The sequence below is a fragment of the Hydrogenophaga sp. genome (assembly GCF_011390835.1).
Lineage (GTDB): Bacteria > Pseudomonadota > Gammaproteobacteria > Burkholderiales > Burkholderiaceae_C > Hydrogenophaga.
In genome coordinates this window covers 54,970-73,304 of the sequence record NZ_JAABRQ010000003.1, presented here as the reverse complement: position 1 = coordinate 73,304, position 18,335 = coordinate 54,970, and the positions used below count along the sequence as shown (strand labels likewise).

Below are 18,335 nucleotides of genomic sequence, written 5' to 3'. Positions count from 1 at the left end.
ACCTGCCTGACGTCAACCCATGCATACCGAATCCGCCATGAATTCACCGATCACCGCTGCCGACGTGCAAGCCACCATCGAACAGCTATGGGTTTACCCCATCAAGTCCTGCGGCGGCGTGGCGCTGACCGAGACCGAGCTCACCGACACCGGCCTGGCCTTTGACCGCGCCTGGATGGTGGTGGATGCCGAAGGCGAGTTCGTCACTCAGCGCGAACTGCCGCGCATGGCGCTGATCCAGCCGGCCTTCAAACTCGGCCAGCTGGTGTTGCGCGCGCCCGGCATGCTGGCCCTGCACCTGTCACTGGAAGCCGCTGAATGGCCGCAAAAAGTCCGCGTGTGGGACGACACCGTGATGGCTTATGACATGGGCGACGTGGCCGCTCAGTGGTTCAGTGACTTCCTCGGCCCCGACGCACCGGCCGATCTGAAGCGCCTGCGGCTGGTACGCTTCGACCCCGAAGTGAAGCGCGCCTGCGATGCCCGATGGACCGGTGGTCGTGAAGCCAATACGCAGTTTGCCGACGGCTTTGGCCTGCTCGTGACCAGCACGGCCTCGCTGGCCGAGCTAAATGAACGGCTGGCGAAAGCAGGCGAGGCGCCGGTGACCATGCAGCGCTTCCGGCCCAACATCGTGCTCGGCGGCATCGAAGCCCACGACGAAGACCGCTTGGGCGCCATGACCATCATCACGGGAGCGGATGCCGCGGCGGTGATCGAACCCGTGAAGCCATGCGCGCGCTGCCCGATCCCCAACATCGATCCCGCCACCTCAGTGTTCACGCCCGCCGTGAGCGATGCGATGCAAAGCTACCGGCAAGACCCACGCGTGAATGGCGCCATCACCTTTGGCATGAACGCCATGGTGTTGCAAGGCGATGGACAGGTCTTGCGCTTGGGGCAGCGGGTCTCCTCCGATTGGCGGTTCGAGGGGTGAGCTGGTCCTGGTGGGTACCCGCTGCGCTACTCGCTGCGCCGGCGTGTCTGCTCGCCCAGACCACTGTCGCCGTGCCCGAGCCCGACGGCGGCTCGCTTGCGCCGGTGCTGGTCATCGGCAGAGGCTCGGCCGATCAACTTTGGCGCAGCAGCGTCACGGCAGACGTGGTTTTTGGCAGCGAGTTGCGCGATGGCCAGTTGCAGATCAACCTCTCGGAAGGGCTGGCGCGTGTGCCCGGTCTGCTGATCCGCAACCGCGAAAACTACGCGCAGGATTTGCAGGTCTCGATCCGCGGCTATGGCGCGCGCTCCACCTTTGGCATCCGCGGCCTGCGTCTGTTTGTGGACGGCATTCCGGCCAGTGCGCCCGACGGATCTGGCCAGGCGGCCAACTTCCCGCTGGGCAGCGCTGATCGCATTGAGGTGGTGCGTGGCCCGTTCGCCTCGCTCTACGGGGCTTCCAGCGGCGGCGCGATCCTGCTCTTCACCGAAGACGGCGGCCAGCCCGGTGAGTGGCGCACCGGCTTGGCCCTGGGCTCGAATGGCCTGTGGCGCTTGTCGACCCAGGTCAAGGGCCAGACCGGCACACACGAGGCGCCCGGCTGGTCCTACACGCTCGATGCCGGCAAGTTCGCCACCGACGGCGCACGACCGCAGTCCGCAGCCGATCGCCGCACGCTCAACGCCAAGCTCTCGCGCCCGTATGAAGGCGGCCGCACTACGCTGGTGTTCAACCAGCAGACCGCTTTTTCGCTGGACCCGCAGGGTTTGACGCAAGCGCAATTCGACGCTGATGCCGAGCAGACTGCGCCGCAGCCGTTGCAGTACAACACGCGCAAATCGGTCTCGCAGACGCAAGTGGGGCTGGCCTGGGACCAAGCGCTGGGCGGTGGGCACAAGCTGGAGCTCATGGGCTACGGCGGTCAGCGCAGGGTCATCCAGTACCTCTCGGTGCCGCCTGGTGCTCAGAGCGCGGCTAGCAGTGCCGGTGGCGTGATCGATCTCGACCGCGACTACTGGGGCTTCAACGCGCGCTGGCGCTGGCAGACCGCCTGGCGGGGCGGGCAGCTGGACCTGAGCGCGGGGCTGGCCGGCGATCGGCAGTCCGACCTGCGCCGTGGCTACGAGAACTTCGTCGGCAGCGCGTTGGGCGTGCAAGGCGCGCTGCGGCGCGATGAGACCAACCGCGCGACCACGCTCGACCCCTATTTGCGCGCCTCCTGGGAAAAGCAGGACTGGACGCTCGAAGCCGGTCTGCGCCACGTCAACGCCCGTTACAGCTCAACTGACGCGTTCCTGGCCAACGGCGACCAGAGTGGCGCGACCCTGTTCAATGGCTACCTGCCGGTGGTGGGCGTGCGCTGGCAGCTCTCGCCCCAGTTGCAGGCGCATGCCGCGATCGGTCGTGGACTGGAGACGCCTACACTGAACGAAGCCGCCTACCGCATCGACGGCACCGCCGGTTTCAATACCGACCTTAACGCCTCGCGCAGCACCAGCGCCGAGATAGGCTTGCGGGGGCGCAATGCGGCGGGCCTGTGGAACGCCACGGTGTTCGACATCCGCACCCGCGACGAGATCGTCTCGGCTGGCTCGGTCAACGGGCGCGCCACCTTCACCAATGCTGGTACCACACGCCGTCAAGGGCTGGAGCTCTCGGCGGAATATGGTCTGGGCAACGTCACGCTCTCCAGCGCCTACACCTACCTGCGCGCGCGGTTCGGTAGCGGCACCACCAGCATCCCGGCTGGCAACCGGCTGCCCGGCCTGCCTGAGCAACAGCTGTTTGCGCAGCTGGGCTGGGCGCCCGATTGGGCAGCGGACACCGGTGGGCAGTTCGCGCTGGAGGTGCGGCACAGCGGCCGGGTGTTCGCCAACGATGCGAACACGGCCCGGGCCGATGGATACACCCTGCTGGGCCTGTCCGCCCGCTTCGAACAAAACGCCGGTGCCTGGACCTGGCGCCAGTTCGTTCGCATCGACAACCTGCTGGACCCCAAGTACGTGGGTTCGGTGATCGTCAACGACGGCAACAGCCGCTTCTTTGAACCTGGCCTGGGTCGAGCGCTGTCGCTTGGGGTCGAGCTCTCGCGGCGGTTCTGAGCGAGCTGAAGCCTGCGTATGGGTCGTGGCGGCGCTGGCGCTCCGAGCGCATCTTCGGTACCAGGCGATTGCGCCCGTGCCGCCGCGCGTCTCCTGAGCGACTGAATGCGGGTAATCCCGCTGCGCCTCTTGTTCGCTGGGTCAGATAACCAACGAGCCGTCCGCGCCTCTCGTGCGAACAGGCCTTAGCTTCCCCAACAACGACAGGAGACAAGCATGAGACTACAAATCAGATTCCGGTGGACGGCCCTGGCAGGCGCGGCCTTGCTCGCCGCGTGCGGTGGCGGGGGTGATGACCCCGTGGTGGTGGTCGCCCCGGAAGAGACCCGCGCCCAGGACAGCCGCAGCTTTGCGCCGATCGACCCTGGTGCTACCACCTTTGATGCGATGGCCGGCCTGACCGTCGGCACCGACCGCTGGGCCGGCGTGCTCAATGGGGCGGCCTACCGCGTTGAAGTGCCCGCCACCGGGTGGAACGGCAAGCTCGTGATGTACGCCCACGGTTTTCGTGGTGAGGGCTCCGTGCTCACCGTGTCCAACCCGAGCATCCGGCGCTATCTGATCGAACAAGGCTACGCCTGGGCGGCGTCGAGCTATTCGACCAACTTCTACGATGTCCGCACAGGCGTGGAAGACACCAACGCACTCGCACTGGCCTTCAACAATATCGCCGCCGCCAACGGGCGAGTGCTGGCTGCGCCAGAGCGGATCTACATCACCGGCCACTCGATGGGTGGTCACGTGACGGGCGCTGCGATCGAGCAGGAAGCCATGGCGACCGCGAACAACAAGGTGAGGTACCACGGCGCCGTGCCCATGTGCGGCGTGATGGGCGACGCCGAGCTGTTCAACCGCTTCGCCGGCATGCAGGTCACGGCCCAGGCGCTGGCAGGTGTGCCGAGCTACCCCACCGACAAGTGGTCCGAGATCCGAGGCCTGGTCACCTCCACGCTCTTCACGACCTTCCCGTCGGTGCCTACAGCGCAAGGGGTGAAGTACCTGTCGGTGGTGGAAAACCTCACCGGCGGTGAGCGGCCGCTGTTTGACCAGGGTATCGCCTTCGGCGGCAGCTTCCCGTCGGCCTATGGCACCTTCGGCAGCGACGGCACTGTGACCGGCATCCTGAACCGCAACGTGCTGGACACCAACGCCCTGACCTATGTCATTGACGGTGATGTGGCTGGCTCGACCGCGTTGAACCTGGCCTCGCAAAAACTGACCGCCGCGCCAGATGCCAACCGCCTTCGCCGCGATGGTCTGCGCTGGATCCCGGCGATCAACGGGGAGTTCAGCATCCCGGTGGTGTCTATCCACACGCTGGGCGATTTGTTTGTGCCCTTCAGTATGCAGCAGGTATACCAGCAGCGCACGGCCGCCAAGGGCAATGCCAACTGGCTGGTGCAACGCGCGATCCGGGGCGCCAGCCATTGCGACTTCACTGTCGCCGAGCAGGTGCAGGCTTTTGCCGACATGGTGGTGTGGGAGCAAACCGGTGTGAAACCTGCTGGCGACGACGTGATGACGCCAGCCACGGTGGCCAACCCGGCTTATGGCTGCACATTCACCAACAACACCCTGGGTGTGGACGACGGTGGATCGGTGCCCGCTTTGCGCGCGGGTATCAACGCCAGTCTGCCGGGTGCTTGCGTTCCGTAATGCAAGTGAGATGCTCAGGCGGTGGCCTGTCGAGATGCCGATAGGCCTCTGACCTGAAAAAGCCCTCTGAGCCACGGCTGCTAGAGGGCTTTTTCTTGAGCAGGGTTTCTTCTCCGCGAGAGACAGACACTGCTGTTGGTCTGAAAGAGCTACGTTCACCCTCCACCCTGACGTCGAACGTGACCACTGGCCGCCCCGTAAAATCAAGAGTTTTCCTTAGAACCCGAAAGCCTCTCCATGAGTCTCCAATGCGGCATCGTGGGCCTGCCCAACGTCGGTAAGTCCACCCTTTTCAACGCGCTGACCAAAGCCGGCATCGCGGCCGAAAACTACCCCTTCTGCACCATCGAGCCCAACACCGGGGTGGTCGAGGTGCCCGACCCGCGGCTCGCCCAGCTGGCGGAAATCGTCAAGCCCGAGCGCATCGTGCCGGCGATCGTGGAGTTTGTGGACATCGCGGGCCTGGTGGCCGGTGCCAGCACCGGCGAGGGACTGGGCAACAAGTTTCTCGCGCACATCCGCGAGACTGATGCCATCGTCAACGTGGTGCGCTGTTTCGAAGATTCGAACGTGATCCACGTGGCCAACAAGGTCGACCCGATCGCCGATATCGAGGTGATCCAGACCGAACTGTGCCTGGCCGATCTAGCCGCAGTGGAAAAAGCGCTGCACCGCGTGCAGAAAACGGCGCGCTCGGGCGACAAGGAGTCGATCAAGCAGGTGGCGATTCTTGAGAAATGCCAGATCGCCCTGAACGACACCCAGCCGGTGCGCACGATTGACTTCAGCAAAGAAGAACAAGTCCAGCTCAAGCAGTTCTTTTTGATCACCGCCAAGCCCGCGATGTTTGTGGCCAACGTGGCCGAGGACGGCTTCGAGAACAACCCGTTCCTGGATCGTCTGCAGGCCTTCGCGGCCAAACAGAACGCGCCGGTTGTGGCCATCTGCGCCAAGATCGAGGCTGAACTCTCTGAGATGGAAGACGCCGACCGACTCGAATTCCTGAAGGAACTGGGGCAGGACGAGCCCGGCCTGAATCGCCTGATCCGCGCTGCCTACCAGCTGCTCGGGCTGCAAACCTATTTCACCGCCGGGGTGAAAGAGGTGCGCGCCTGGACCATCCACAAGGGCGATACAGGCCCGCAGGCCGCCGGTGTGATCCACACCGATTTCGAGAAGGGCTACATCCGCGCCCAGACCATCGCTTTCGACGACTTCATCAGCTACCAGGGCGAGCAGGGTGCCAAAGACGCTGGCAAGATGCGCGCCGAGGGCAAGGAGTACGTCGTGAAAGATGGCGACGTGATGAACTTCCTGTTCTCTTCTTGAGCGTGACTGGCATGGCCGGCGCCGAACCCCAGCGCCTGGCCAAGCGGCTGGCGGCGCAATTGCCGTGTTCGCGTAGCGATGCCGAACGCTACATCGCCGGCGGCTGGGTCCGGGTGGACGGTGTGGTGGTGGAATCGCCCATGGCCCGCGTGGGCGAGGTGCAGGTCGTCACCCTGGACGCCAAGGCGCAGCTCGAAGACCTGGCCTCGGTCACCCTGGTGTGGCACAAGCCTGCGGGCGTGGCGCTGCCTGACATCACCCTGCAGGGTGATTCATCTTTGCCCGACGCACTGGCCGCGCAATGGTTTTTGCCCAGCCACCGTTTCAAGGGCGACCGCTCCGGCATGCGACCGCTCAAGGTCCACCTGCACAAGCTGCTGGCCGCCGCCCCGCTGGCGCCACTTGCCAGCGGCCTGATGGTGTGGACGCAAAACCCGGGCGTGGCACGCAAGATCTCGGATGCGGGCGCGGCCATCGAACACGAGTGGCATGTCACTGTCGCCGATGACCCGGGCCTCGACGACTCCGCGCGGCGCGATGCGGTGTTGAAATCGCTCCAGCAGGCGCTGTTTTTTGAAGGCTGGGCGGTGCCCAGTGCGCGAGCCAGCTGGCAAAGCGAGCGCCGCCTGCGGCTGGCGATCAAGCACACGCGACCCGGCCAGGTGGCGCACCTCTGCGACCGGGCCGGCGTGTCTCCGGCGGCGGTACACCGCCTGCGCCTGGGCCGCATTGGCCTGGGCGGTCTGGCCCCGGGCCAGTGGCGCTACCTGATGCCTTACGAGCGTTTCTGAGGGGGTGATTCAGTCGCGCATCGTCCGTCGCGCGGCCCACACGCTCAGGGCCATCGCCAACCCCATCACCACCAGACCTACCTCGTGCAGGCGCAGCATCTGGCCTTGGGCGATCAGCACACCGCCCAGCGCTGCGCCCAGTCCTTGACCGCCGTACATGGCCGAGGTGTTGAGGGCGATCGTGGCCGAGGCCAGCTCGGGCGAGAGGCTCACCAGCCGCGCTTGTTGCGCCGAGTTGGCCGCAAAACAGCCAATGGCCCAGGGCACCAGCACCAGTGCCTGCTGCCAGAAGCCAAGCCGGCCCAGCGGCCATAGCAGCAGCGAGAGCGCCATCGCGCCCATCATCAAGAGCGCGGCCCGGGGTGCGCCGATCTGGTCGATCCAGCGCGACAGGCCGACGTTGCCCAGGAAACCGAAGGCGCCGAACCACAGAAACATCAGCGACAGCGCGCCGCCGCCCATGCCCAGCGTCTGCACAAAGTAAGGCGCGAAATACGAGAACAGCGTGAACTGCGCGAACGACATGAGCAGCGTCACGCCCACGGTGAACATCAGCGCCGACGAACCCAGGGTCTTGCCCCAGGCCTTGCGCGACAGCGCCGCAGGTCGGATGCTGTTGGGCATCTCCCGCCAGACCCAGGCCGCACTCACCAGCGCCATCAGCGCCACCAGCGCAAACGCCCAGCGCCAGCCCAGGTCGTTGCCGATCCAGGCGGAGAGTGGCATGCCCATGACCGAGGCCACCGACCAGCCGAGAAAAACAAAGGTCACGGCGCGACCGCGCTGCGCAGGAGGCACCAGCAGCCCCACGCTGGCCGCGGCCTGCGGCGTGAAGATGGCAGGCGAAATCACTGCCAACACGCGCAGCGGCAGCAGCGCGGTGTAGCTGGGCGCGAGTGCGCAAATGGCGGTGAGCACGGCGTACCAGATCAAGGCGAGCGTGAGCAGGCGGCGCCGGTCCCAGCCCGCGACCACAGAGGCGAACACCGGTGCGCCCAGCCCCATCAGGATCGCCGCGGCCGTGATCAGCTGGCCGGCCTGCGGGATGGAGATACCGAGCGAAACACTGATGTCGTTGAGCGTGCCGGGCACCACCATCACCCCGGTGCCGATCACGAAGTTGCCGGCCATCAGTGCCCAGAGGGATCGCGGCAGCGGAGCGCTGGCAGCGACGGGCAGGGTGGTGGTGTGGATCAAAGGATGGGCAGGCAGCGGTTGTCAGACTGGCAGTATCGCCGGGCCCATCAGATCGGCAGTCCCCCGGGGAACATCCACAGCAGCGCGGAGGTCATGGTGATGTAGCGCGCGAACTTGCCGATGGCCATGTACAGCACGCAAGGCCAGAATGGGAATTTCAACCAGCCTGCCACCGCACACAGCGGGTCGCCCACCCCCGGTAGCCAGCTAAGCAGGCAGGCCTTGGGGCCAAAACGCTCCAGCCATTGCAGGGCGCGCACGTTGGTCGGCTGGCCGTGGCGCACCTTGTCGACCGCGGTGTGGGCGCCATAGCCCATGAGCCAGGACACTGCACCCCCCAGGGTGTTGCCCGCAGTGGCCACCGCCATGGTCGGCCAGAACAGATCGGGATTGAGCTTGAGCAGGCCGAACACCACTGCCTCCGAGCCCAGCGGCAACAAGGTGGCCGACAGGAACGACACTACAAACACCGTGCTCAGCCCTAGTTCAGGCATGGCCAAGGCCTGCATCAGGGAGTGGATCCAGTCGGGCATGGTGGGTGAGCGTTGGGCTGATGGTGGTGAAGCGGTGGCGAGCATATCGCCTGCTGAAAAAAGAGGCAGATACAATGCCCCTCCCACGCCCAGGTTCTCTCGGCGTCGCACGACTCTCTGTCCTACCCAATTCTCCCACCCTCATGCAACTGGGTCCGTACACCTTGCCCAATACCTTGTTCGTCGCGCCGATGGCCGGCGTCACGGATCGGCCGTTTCGCAAGCTGTGCAAGCGGCTGGGTGCGGGCTACGCGGTGAGCGAAATGGTGACCTCGCGCCCCGACCTGCAGGACAGCCTGAAGACCTCGCGCCGTGCCAACCACGATGGTGAAACGGCGCCGATCGCAGTGCAGATTGCCGGCACCGATGCGCAGATGATGGCCGACGCCGCGCGCTACAACATCGACCGTGGGGCGCAGATCATTGATATCAACATGGGCTGTCCGGCCAAGAAAGTCTGTAACAAGTGGGCCGGTTCGGCGCTGATGCAGGACGAAGCGCTGGCGCTTGATATCGTGGAGGCGGTGGTCGCTGCCTGCCTGCCGCACGGCGTGCCCGTCACCCTGAAAATGCGCACAGGGTGGTGCGCCCAGGTGCGCAATGCACCGACCCTGGCTCTGGCGGCCGAACTCGCGGGGGTGCAGATGCTGACCGTGCACGGGCGCACCCGCGAGCAAGGCTACAAGGGCTTTGCCGAGCACGATACGGTGGCCCACATCAAGAGCCGTGTGCGTATCCCGGTGGTGGCCAATGGCGACATCTGCAGCCCGGAGGCGGCGCGCGATGTGCTCGCCCGCACCGGCGCCGATGCCCTCATGATCGGTCGCGCGGCCCAGGGCCGACCGTGGATCTTCCGCGAGATTGCGCACTTTCTCGCCACTGGAGAGCACCTGCCGCCGCCCGACCTGATGGAGGTCAAGGGCTGGCTGCTCGATCACCTGGAAGACCATCACCGGCTGTATGGCGAGCTCACCGGCGTGCGCAGCGCGCGCAAACACCTGGGCTGGTACGCGCAGGCGCTGCCATTGCCCGCGGGCGCCGCGGCCCGTTTCCGCGCCCACATCAACGGGTTGATCTCGGCACGCGCTCAGCTCGACTGCGTTCGCGACAGCTTCGACGCCTGGGTCGCCGGCCTCGAGGCGCTGCACCCCCCCCCACAAAAACAATGGAAACTGGCCGCATGATCAAAGCGCAGGACCGATCCCAACACGCTCGCACCGAAGTGCGCGGCACGAAGGCGATGGCATGAGCCAGCAGAACAATCTGCACGACTGCGTTCGTGCCAGCCTCGAAGCGTATTTCCAGGACCTCAACGGCACCGATCCGGCGGGGCTGCACGAGATGCTGGTCAAAGCGGTGGAAAAGCCTTTGCTGGAGGTGGTCATGCAGCAGTCGCAGAACAACCAGTCGCGCGCGGCTCAGTGGCTGGGCCTGAACCGCAACACCTTGCGCAAAAAGCTCCTCGAACACAAATTGATGGAGTGAGCGCTGCCCCCCGCGCCGCTTCGCCTCTCCCCCTCTCTCGCCTTCGGCGGGAGGAGGGTGGCCCTGTGGCCCGGCCAAGCCGGTTCCGCGGTGCCCCTGAACGGCGTGCCCTCACCTAGTGCGGCTCGTGCTCCGAAAACCGATCTGAACCCTTCCTCTTCTCACATCTCATATGCGCGCTCTCATCTCTGTCTCTGACAAAACCGGCATCGTCGAACTCGCCCAGGCGCTGCACAGCCTGGGTGTGTCGCTGATCTCCACTGGCGGCACCGCCAAGCTGCTGGCTGAACAAGGCCTGCCCGTGACCGAGGTGGCTGAAGTCACGGCATTTCCGGAGATGCTCGATGGTCGGGTGAAGACGTTGCACCCTAAGGTACACGGTGGCTTGCTGGCGCGCCGCGACCTGCCCGAGCACATGGCGGCCTTGAAGACCCATGGCATCGAAACCATCGACCTGCTGGTGGTGAACCTCTATCCCTTTGAGGCTACCGTGGCCAACCCGGGGTGCACGCTGGACGACGCGATCGAAAACATCGACATCGGGGGCCCAGCCATGGTGCGTAGCGCTGCCAAAAACTGGAAAGACGTGGCGGTGCTGACCGATGCCAGCCAGTACCCGGCGGTGATCGACGAGCTCAAGGCCAGCGGCCAGCTTGGCGCCCCCACGCGCTTTGCGCTGTCTGTGGCGGCGTTCAACCGCATCAGCCAGTACGACGGCGCGATCAGCGACTACCTGTCCTCCATCACCTTCGATGCGCAGGCCGCGGTGCCCGCGCGCAGGGAATACGCGGAACAGGCCAACGGCCGCTTCGTCAAGCTGCAAGATCTGCGCTACGGCGAGAACCCGCACCAGACCGCGGCTTTTTACCGTGACCTGTCCCCGGCTCCCGGTTCGCTGGTCACGGCCAAACAGCTGCAGGGCAAGGAGCTCAGCTACAACAACATCGCCGACGCCGATGCGGCTTGGGAGTGCGTCAAGAGCTTTGAGGTGCCCGCCTGCGTGATCGTGAAACACGCCAACCCGTGCGGCGTGGCGGTGGGTCAAGACGCGCTGGAAAGCTACAGCAAAGCCTTCCAGACCGATCCGACCAGCGCCTTTGGCGGCATCATCGCCTTCAACCGCCCGGTGGACAAAGCGGCGGCCGAGGCGGTGAGCAAACAGTTTGTCGAGGTGCTGATGGCGCCAAGCTATTCAGCCGAAGCGCTGGCTATTTTTCAGGCCAAGGCCAATGTCCGGGTGCTGGAGATTGCTTTGCCACCTGGCGGATCATCGGCCTGGGATCAAGGCCAGAACCTCACCGACATCAAGCGCATCGGCTCGGGCCTGCTGATGCAAAGCGCCGACAACCACGTGCTCACGCGGGCCGACTTGAAGGTGGTCACGAAAAAGCAGCCTACCGAGCAACAACTTGATGACCTGCTGTTCGCCTGGAAAGTGGCAAAGTTCGTCAAGTCCAACGCCATCGTGTTCTGCAAGGCCGGCATGACCATGGGCGTGGGTGCCGGCCAGATGAGCCGCCTGGATTCGGCGCGCATCGCCAGCATCAAGGCTGGCCACGCTCAGCTCTCGCTGGCGGACACGGTGGTGGCCAGTGATGCCTTTTTTCCGTTCCGCGACGGCCTAGATGTGGTGGTCGACGCTGGTGCCAGCTGCGTCATCCAGCCGGGTGGTTCGATGCGCGATCAGGAGGTGATCGATGCAGCGGATGAACGCGGCGTGGTGATGGTGACGACCGGGGTCCGGCACTTCAGGCACTGAGTCCAACCCCGAGCCGCGCCTGCGGCGCATCATCCCCTCAAGGGGGAGCCACTGGCGACCCGGCAGAGCCGGTTCCGCGGTGGCCCCGGAACAAGGCACTTCGGTCCGCGTGACTTGACTTGTTTCGTTACAGCGTCTTGAAGACTTCGCGGGCTGCTGCCACGGTGTCCGCAATGTCTTGTGCGGTGTGTGCCGCGCTGACAAAGCCTGCTTCATATAGCGCGGGCGCGATGTATACGCCGCGATCCAGCAGACCGTGGAACAGCTTGTTGAAGGTGGGCCCGTCGGTGGTCATGACCTTGGCGTAGTTCTGCGGCAGTTGATCAAACAGGAACACGCCGAACATGCCGCCCTGGCTGTCCCCGCACAGTGTGACGCCTTCGGCGGTCGCGGCGCTAGTCAGACCGCTTACCAGCGACTGGGTGGTGGCCGACAGCGCTTCAAAAAAGCCGGGCTTCCTGATTTCTTTCAGCGTGGCCAGTCCGCAGGCGGTGGCCACCGGATTACCGCTCAGGGTGCCGGCCTGGTACACGCCGCCCAGTGGGGCCAGCTGTTCCATCGCCGCGCGCTTGGCGCCAAACGCGGCCAGCGGCATGCCGCCGCCTATCACCTTGCCCATGACCGTCATGTCGGGCTCGAAGCCGGGAATGAGCTTCGCGTAGACGCTTTGTGCACCGCCAAGCGCCACACGAAAACCCGTCATCACCTCGTCAAAAGCGAGCAGCGCACCGTGTTGTGTGCACAGCTCGCGGCAGCGTGTCATGAACGGCACCGAGGCGCGCACGAAGTTCATGTTGCCCGCGATCGGCTCGATCATCAGGCATGCAACCTCGGGTCCGTGTTCGACGAACGCGGCTTCCAGCTGCTCGACGTTGTTGTACTCGAGGACGATGGTGTGTTGCACCACCTCGGGTGGCACGCCGGCGCTGGTGGGGTTACCAAAAGTGGCCAGACCCGAGCCAGCCTTGACCAGCAGAGCGTCTGCATGGCCGTGGTAACAGCCCTCGAACTTGATGATTTTCTTGCGCCCGGTGGCACCGCGCGCCAGTCGGATGGCGCTCATGCCGGCTTCGGTGCCCGAGCTCACGAGCCGCACCATGTCGATGCTGGGCACAAGCTCGACGATGGCCTCGGCCAGCTCGACCTCGCGCTCGGTGGGCGCGCCAAACGAAAAGCCGTCGAGCGCCGCCTTTTGCACCGCCTCCAGCACCGCGGGGTGGCCGTGCCCCAGGATCATCGGGCCCCAGGAGCCGATGTAGTCAATGTACTTCTGGCCGTTGGCATCCCAGAAATAGGCGCCCTGGGCTCGCTGGACGAAGCGCGGCGTGCCGCCCACCGCCTTGAAAGCCCGCACGGGCGAATTCACGCCGCCGGGGATCAGGGTCTTGGCTCGTTCAAACAGGACTTGGTTGCGGTCGGTCATGGCGGTCTTATCGGTTTTGTGGTCGTTGTTTGGGTCTGGCAGGCCTTAAAGCCCTTGCATGAGTGTCCCGCATTCGGTATCCCCCAGTGGCCGACGCGGGTGGGCTGGCGCCCGTGGATCAGTGGCGCGTGGTGTCCAGCGGGAAGTCGCCGGGATCGATGGCGCTCCCGGGGCCGCCATCGGCGGAGCCTAGGTCTTCGTCGGTCTCGTCGTGGGCCCAGAACAAACGGTCGGGCACGGCATGGCCCATGCCGGGCTGGAATCCTGCATCCAGGCACTGGTCCAGATAGGTCAGCGCTTCGGCGCAGGCCGCCTGCAGGTCCGAACCGCCTGCAATCAACGCGCACAAAGCAGCCGACAAGGTGTCTCCGGCCCCGCTGAAGGTGGCCTCAAAACGCTCGTAGCGCGCACTGGCCAGCACGGTCTCGGGGCTGGCGAGGTGGCTTTCTAGGTACTGATCGGCGGCATTAAAGCCGGTGACCAGCGTGTAGGGCACGCCGTGCACCGCGGCGGCACGCGCCACCTCGCGCGGCGGCGGTGGCTTGTCGCCTTCCCAGTCGGGAAGCAGCCAGCGGCATAGCGTGCTGTGGTTACCCACCAGCACCGTGGTTTGCGGCAGCAGCAACTCCACGCAGGCATCCAGGTAGGTGTCGATCGCCAGCTCGTCCCACCAGGACAAATCGGGCATGTAGGTGACGACCGGCACATCAGCGTAATCGGTCGTGATTTCGGCAATGGCCGCCAGGTTTTCCGGGCTGCCGACGAAACCAACTTTGAAGGCCGCAACTGGGATGTCTTCCAGCGCGCAGCGTGCCTGGTCTGATACCGCCTCTTCATCCAGCGCATAGTGATCGTGGATCTCGGTGGTGTCACGCACATAGGTGCCGGTGAGCACCGGCAGCACGTGAACCGAGGCGCTGGACATGGCCGTCACGTCGGCCGCCAAGCCGCCGGCGCCGCTGGGGTCGTTTGTGTTGAACACCATCACGCAGGGAAGAGATACGTCCTCCGCGGCGTCGGCGATGTCCGTCGGGCTGGGTGCGGTGGGGTCGGTCATGGCGGTGGCTCTTAGGTTCAGAGCGCGGAAAAACAGAGCCGGATGCGCGTCTGTCGCATGGGGAAAACCAGCGGTCAATCCAACCGGCTGGCTTGGGATGGCTCGATACAATGCAGCGATTCTAAGACAACGACCCCCGCGACCATGACCGAAACCAAGACTTGGATGTGCCTGATTTGCGGCTGGATTTACGATGAAGCCACGGGCGATCCAGAGCATGGCATCGTTGCAGGCACCTCCTGGGCCGACGTGCCGATGAACTGGGTTTGTCCCGAGTGCGGCGCCCGCAAGGAAGATTTTGAAATGGTGCAGATCTGAGGTGGTGTGCTCAACCAGGACACTTCCCGGGCACGCCGTGAGGGTCAAACAGCCCCGCGTTCCCCCGTTTACAGGAGTAATTCCATCGTGAGCAACAGTCCGACCTACAAGGTCCTGGTGGTGGACGACAGCAACACCATCCGACGAAGTGCGGAAATTTTCCTTAAGCAAGGCGGCCACGAGGTGCTGCTGGCCGACGACGGCTTTGACGCTCTGGCCAAGATCAACGACTATCTGCCCGACTTGGTGTTCTGCGACATCCTCATGCCGCGCCTGGACGGGTACCAGACCTGCGCCATCATCAAACGCAATGCGCGCTTTGCGAACATCCCGGTCGTGATGCTGTCGTCCAAGGACGGCGTGTTCGACAAGGCCCGCGGCCGCATGGTGGGCTCGCAAGATTACCTCACCAAACCTTTCACCAAAGATCAATTGCTGCAGGCCGTGCAGCAATTTGGTGCCAACCTGACTGGAGCCTTGTGATGTCGATCAAAAACGTGCTGGTGGTGGATGACTCCAAGACCGAGTTGATGGTGCTGTGCGATTTACTGGGTAAAAACGGCTACACGGTGCGTACCGCCGAGAATGCCGAGGAGGCCTTTCGTCGGCTCAGCGAGGGAAAGCCCGACTTGATCCTGATGGACGTCGTGATGCCCGGTCAGAATGGCTTTCAGTTGACGCGAGCCATTTCCCGCGACCCGCAGTATTCGTCCATTCCCATCATCATGTGCACCAGCAAGAATCAGGAAACCGACCGCGTATGGGGCATGCGCCAGGGCGCGCGTGATTACGTCACCAAGCCGGTCAATGCCGAAGAGCTGATGTCCAAGATCCGGGCGCTGGGCTGACGCCTGAAGGCGTCCTCCACCGATCAAGAACCACCCAGAATGGCCAACCGACAGTCACTCAAGGAACTGCAGGAACGACTGGCCCGACGCCTGACCGCAGCCCGATCTGAAGTAGCCACTGCATCCTGGCTGGCGGTTGAGGCAGGCGGTCAGCGCTACCTTATGCCGCTGGTTCAGTCTGGCGAAATCTTTCCCTGGTCAACGGTTCAGGAAGTGCCGTACACCAAACCCTGGTACGTCGGCGTGGCCAGCCTGCGCGGCGGATTGCAGGGCGTGATCGACCTGGGCGCGTTGCTTCATCGTAGCGGATCTGCGCTGGCGCCCGTGAGCGAGCGCGTGAGCTCCGATTCGCGCATGGTGAGTTTGCACACAGCGCTCGGTATCAACGCCGTGCTGCTGATCGATCGGCTGCTGGGTTTGCGCAACCCCGCTATGTTCACCGCGGTGGATGATCGACTCCAAGACGCGCCGCCTTGTTTTGGTCACCGCTTGGTCGACGCGCAGGGGCAGACCTGGCAAGAGCTGGATCTGCAGGCCCTGTCGACCGAACCCGAATTCATGGCCATTGCGGCCTGATACACGCACCGTCTGCCGGGTGTCCGGCGTCCGTTTTTTGATGTTTTTCCGTTGGAAGGTAAGTTCATGGCCGCACTAGATCGATTCTCGGGACTGCTCAAGAAGAAGTCCGCCGATGCGGTGGACCTCGATGATGTGGCCACGCAGGACCTCGCCGAGGTGGCAGCCGCTCGCCTGGCACCGGATCCTGCCGGTGACGATTTTGTTGAAAGCCGCTTGGCCGCGGATGACCTGGAACCGGAGTCCGAAGCGGGCACTGTGGTCGTGCCGCTGCTTGGTCGCAAGTCGGCCGACCAGCACCAGCGCACCCTGCTGACCGTGCTCGGCGTCAGCCTACTGCTGCTGGTGGGTGCGGCGGCCTACGTGCTCAACCAGACCGACAAGGCCAGCCAGCAGGTGGCTGCGAGCGGTCAGGCGCTGATGCAGTCGCAGCGGCTGGCCAAGAGCGTGTCTCAGGCGCTGATTGGCAGCGAATCCGCTTTTCCAGAGGTGAAAGAAAGCGCCGAGGTGCTGGCTCGCAACCTGCGCGGGCTCAAACAGGGTGACGCCGAGCTCGGGCTTGACCCTCTGAGTGGTGGCCTCGCGGCTGAGCTGGATGCTCTGATGCCCAAGGTCGATCAGGCTGAGGCTAACGCTGCGGCAGTGCTGGCGCAGCAGGAAATCCTGACCCAGGTAGGTACCGCGTTGCGCACCATCAACCGCCAGTCGTCCGATCTGCTGGAGATCGCCGAGACCGTGTCCTCGCTCAAGCTGCAGCAAAACGCGCCGGCCGCCGAGATCTCGGCGTCTGGCCAGCTGGTGATGCTGACTCAGCGCATAGGCAAATCAGCCAACGAATTCCTGACCATGGAGGGGGTGAGCCCCGAGGCGGTGTTCTTGCTCGGCAAGGATCTCAATACCTTTAAGGAAGTGTCCGAAGGTCTGCTCAAGGGTAGCGAAGAGTTGCGGCTTTCGCCCTCACGCGACCCACAGGTGCGTGAGCGGCTCGAAGCCCTGCTGGCACTGTACGAACAGACCCGCACCGAAGCTGGTGCCATTCTCGGCAACCTGCAAGGCCTTGTTTCGGCGCGCGAAGCGCAGGCCAGCATCATCACCGACAGTGAGCCGCTGCGCCTGGGTTTGCAAAAGGTGCAGGAGGGGGTGTCGGCAGGCTCGGGTCTGGGTGGCGCTCAGTTGCTCGCGCTGCTGTTGCCTGCGCTGCTGGCGCTGGTCAGCGGTGTGGGTCTGGGTTATGTGCGTCTGCAGGACAGCCGCCAGCGACAGCTCATGGCTGAAAACCAGCGTCTGGCGGCCGAGTCCATGGAGCAGGACGCCAAGCGGGTGAACGATGCCAACCAGGCCGCCATTCTCCGGCTGATGAACGAATTGCAGACGGTGGCCGAAGGCGACCTGACCCAGGAAGCCACGGTGACCGAAGACATCACCGGCGCCATTGCCGACTCGGTGAACTACACGGTCGAAGAGCTGCGCTCCCTGGTGGGCAACGTGCAGGCCACTGCTACGCGCGTGGCGCAAACTACCTCGGCGGTGGAGAGCACCTCTACCGAGCTGCTGGCGGCGTCCAACGAACAGCTGCGCGAGATCCGTGAAACCGGCCAGTCAGTGGTGGACATGGCGCAACGCATCAACCAGGTGTCGGGTCAGGCGCAGGAGTCGGCCCAGGTGGCGCGCGTTTCGCTGCAGGCCGCCGAGTCCGGTCTGCAGGCGGTGCAGGACGCCATCGGCGGTATGAACGCCATCCGCGACCAGATCCAGGAAACCTCCAAGCGCATCAAACGGCTGGGCGAGTCGTCACAGGAAATTGGTGAGATCACTGAACTGATTTCGGACATCACTGAACAGACCAACGTGCTGGCGCTCAACGCCGCCATCCAGGCCGCTTCCGCTGGTGAAGCCGGTCGAGGCTTCTCGGTGGTGGCTGAAGAGGTGCAGCGGCTGGCCGAGCGCTCAGCCGACGCCACGCGCCAGATCTCGGCGCTCGTGAAGGCGATTCAGACCGACACGCAGGACGCGGTGGCCGCCATGGAACGCTCCACCCAGGGGGTGGTCGAAGGGGCGAAGCTGTCGGACAACGCAGGTGGTGCACTGACCGAGATCGACCGCGTGTCTCGCCGACTGGCTGAACTTATTGAGCAGATCTCAAGCGCCACCTCCCGCGAAGCCGAACAGGCCAACGAGGTGGCGGGCAACATCCAGCACATTTTTGCGGTGACTGAGCAGACCGGTGAGGGCACGCGCTCCACCGCCCAGCAGGTGCGTGAGCTCTCGGCCATGGCCGAAGAACTGCGCCAGTCGGTTGCCCGATTCAAGATTGCTTGAGCGGC

At 64.6% G+C, this 18,335-nt stretch carries 17 protein-coding genes; 13 read left to right on the top strand and 4 right to left on the bottom strand.

Features of this window, described 5'->3' with window-relative positions:
- The first annotated feature begins 19 nt into the window (after positions 1-19).
- From GPT34_RS03310 to GPT34_RS03290, 5 genes are all read left to right on the top strand, one after another.
- Positions 20-937 (top strand): MOSC N-terminal beta barrel domain-containing protein, encoded by a 918-nt coding sequence (locus GPT34_RS03310; protein ID WP_291009656.1) that lies wholly within the window; start codon positions 20-22, stop codon positions 935-937.
- On the top strand, positions 934-3,039 hold the full coding sequence (locus tag GPT34_RS03305) for a TonB-dependent receptor (RefSeq protein WP_291009654.1): 2,106 nt from the start codon (positions 934-936) through the stop codon (positions 3,037-3,039). The genes GPT34_RS03310 and GPT34_RS03305 overlap by 4 nt, the downstream gene beginning before the upstream one ends.
- 216 nt (positions 3,040-3,255) lie before the next feature.
- Positions 3,256-4,695, top strand: a complete 1,440-nt coding sequence (locus tag GPT34_RS03300) for an alpha/beta hydrolase (protein WP_291009652.1) — start codon at positions 3,256-3,258, stop codon at positions 4,693-4,695.
- 237 nt (positions 4,696-4,932) lie between these two features.
- The gene (gene ychF, locus GPT34_RS03295; protein ID WP_291009650.1) at positions 4,933-6,024 is read left to right on the top strand and encodes a redox-regulated ATPase YchF; all 1,092 of its coding nucleotides are present in this window, start codon (positions 4,933-4,935) and stop codon (positions 6,022-6,024) included.
- A gap of 11 nt (positions 6,025-6,035) precedes the next feature.
- Positions 6,036-6,815 carry an RNA pseudouridine synthase gene (locus GPT34_RS03290; RefSeq protein ID WP_291009648.1) on the top strand — a complete coding sequence of 260 codons (780 nt, stop codon included), beginning with the start codon at positions 6,036-6,038 and terminating at the stop codon, positions 6,813-6,815.
- Between the two features lie 9 nt (positions 6,816-6,824).
- Here the strand turns inward: GPT34_RS03290 and GPT34_RS03285 are convergent, their stop codons facing one another.
- Positions 6,825-8,012, bottom strand: coding sequence for an MFS transporter (locus GPT34_RS03285; RefSeq protein WP_363356121.1), 1,188 nt, complete (start codon positions 8,010-8,012; stop codon positions 6,825-6,827).
- A 47-nt stretch (positions 8,013-8,059) separates the two neighbouring features.
- Positions 8,060-8,545: a YqaA family protein gene (locus tag GPT34_RS03280; protein WP_291009646.1), complete on the bottom strand. Its 486-nt coding sequence runs from the start codon at positions 8,543-8,545 to the stop codon at positions 8,060-8,062.
- A 143-nt stretch (positions 8,546-8,688) separates the two neighbouring features.
- On the opposite strand from GPT34_RS03280, the gene dusB reads away from it, so the two are divergent.
- From dusB to purH, 3 genes are all read left to right on the top strand, one after another.
- Complete coding sequence (dusB, locus tag GPT34_RS03275; RefSeq protein ID WP_291009645.1) at positions 8,689-9,729, top strand: tRNA dihydrouridine synthase DusB; 1,041 nt, start codon at positions 8,689-8,691, stop codon at positions 9,727-9,729.
- 61 nt (positions 9,730-9,790) lie between these two features.
- On the top strand, positions 9,791-10,030 hold the full coding sequence (locus GPT34_RS03270; protein ID WP_291009643.1) for a helix-turn-helix domain-containing protein: 240 nt from the start codon (positions 9,791-9,793) through the stop codon (positions 10,028-10,030).
- A gap of 172 nt (positions 10,031-10,202) precedes the next feature.
- Complete coding sequence (gene purH / locus GPT34_RS03265) at positions 10,203-11,789, top strand: bifunctional phosphoribosylaminoimidazolecarboxamide formyltransferase/IMP cyclohydrolase (protein ID WP_291009641.1); 1,587 nt, start codon at positions 10,203-10,205, stop codon at positions 11,787-11,789.
- Positions 11,790-11,916: 127 nt separating this feature from the next.
- Here the strand turns inward: purH and hemL are convergent, their stop codons facing one another.
- Together hemL and GPT34_RS03255 are read right to left on the bottom strand one after the other, a co-directional pair.
- Positions 11,917-13,212, bottom strand: a complete 1,296-nt coding sequence (hemL, locus tag GPT34_RS03260) for a glutamate-1-semialdehyde 2,1-aminomutase (protein ID WP_291009639.1) — start codon at positions 13,210-13,212, stop codon at positions 11,917-11,919.
- A gap of 118 nt (positions 13,213-13,330) precedes the next feature.
- Positions 13,331-14,269 carry a bifunctional hydroxymethylpyrimidine kinase/phosphomethylpyrimidine kinase gene (locus GPT34_RS03255; protein ID WP_291009637.1) on the bottom strand — a complete coding sequence of 313 codons (939 nt, stop codon included), beginning with the start codon at positions 14,267-14,269 and terminating at the stop codon, positions 13,331-13,333.
- Between the two features lie 165 nt (positions 14,270-14,434).
- On the opposite strand from GPT34_RS03255, the gene GPT34_RS03250 reads away from it, so the two are divergent.
- The 5 genes from GPT34_RS03250 to GPT34_RS03230 all read left to right on the top strand — a co-directional run bounded on the left by GPT34_RS03250 (position 14,435) and on the right by GPT34_RS03230 (position 18,330).
- On the top strand, positions 14,435-14,587 hold the full coding sequence (locus GPT34_RS03250) for a rubredoxin (RefSeq protein ID WP_291009899.1): 153 nt from the start codon (positions 14,435-14,437) through the stop codon (positions 14,585-14,587).
- 87 nt (positions 14,588-14,674) lie between these two features.
- On the top strand, positions 14,675-15,070 hold the full coding sequence (locus GPT34_RS03245; protein ID WP_291009635.1) for a response regulator: 396 nt from the start codon (positions 14,675-14,677) through the stop codon (positions 15,068-15,070).
- Positions 15,070-15,435 (top strand): response regulator, encoded by a 366-nt coding sequence (locus GPT34_RS03240; RefSeq protein WP_291009633.1) that lies wholly within the window; start codon positions 15,070-15,072, stop codon positions 15,433-15,435. Before GPT34_RS03245 ends, GPT34_RS03240 begins: the two co-directional genes overlap by 1 nt.
- 39 nt (positions 15,436-15,474) lie before the next feature.
- The gene (locus GPT34_RS03235; protein ID WP_291009630.1) at positions 15,475-16,011 is read left to right on the top strand and encodes a chemotaxis protein CheW; all 537 of its coding nucleotides are present in this window, start codon (positions 15,475-15,477) and stop codon (positions 16,009-16,011) included.
- A gap of 66 nt (positions 16,012-16,077) precedes the next feature.
- A complete protein-coding gene (locus GPT34_RS03230) occupies positions 16,078-18,330 on the top strand; it encodes a methyl-accepting chemotaxis protein (RefSeq protein ID WP_291009628.1) in 2,253 nt (750 codons plus the stop codon).
- The last annotated feature ends 5 nt before the right edge of the window (positions 18,331-18,335 follow it).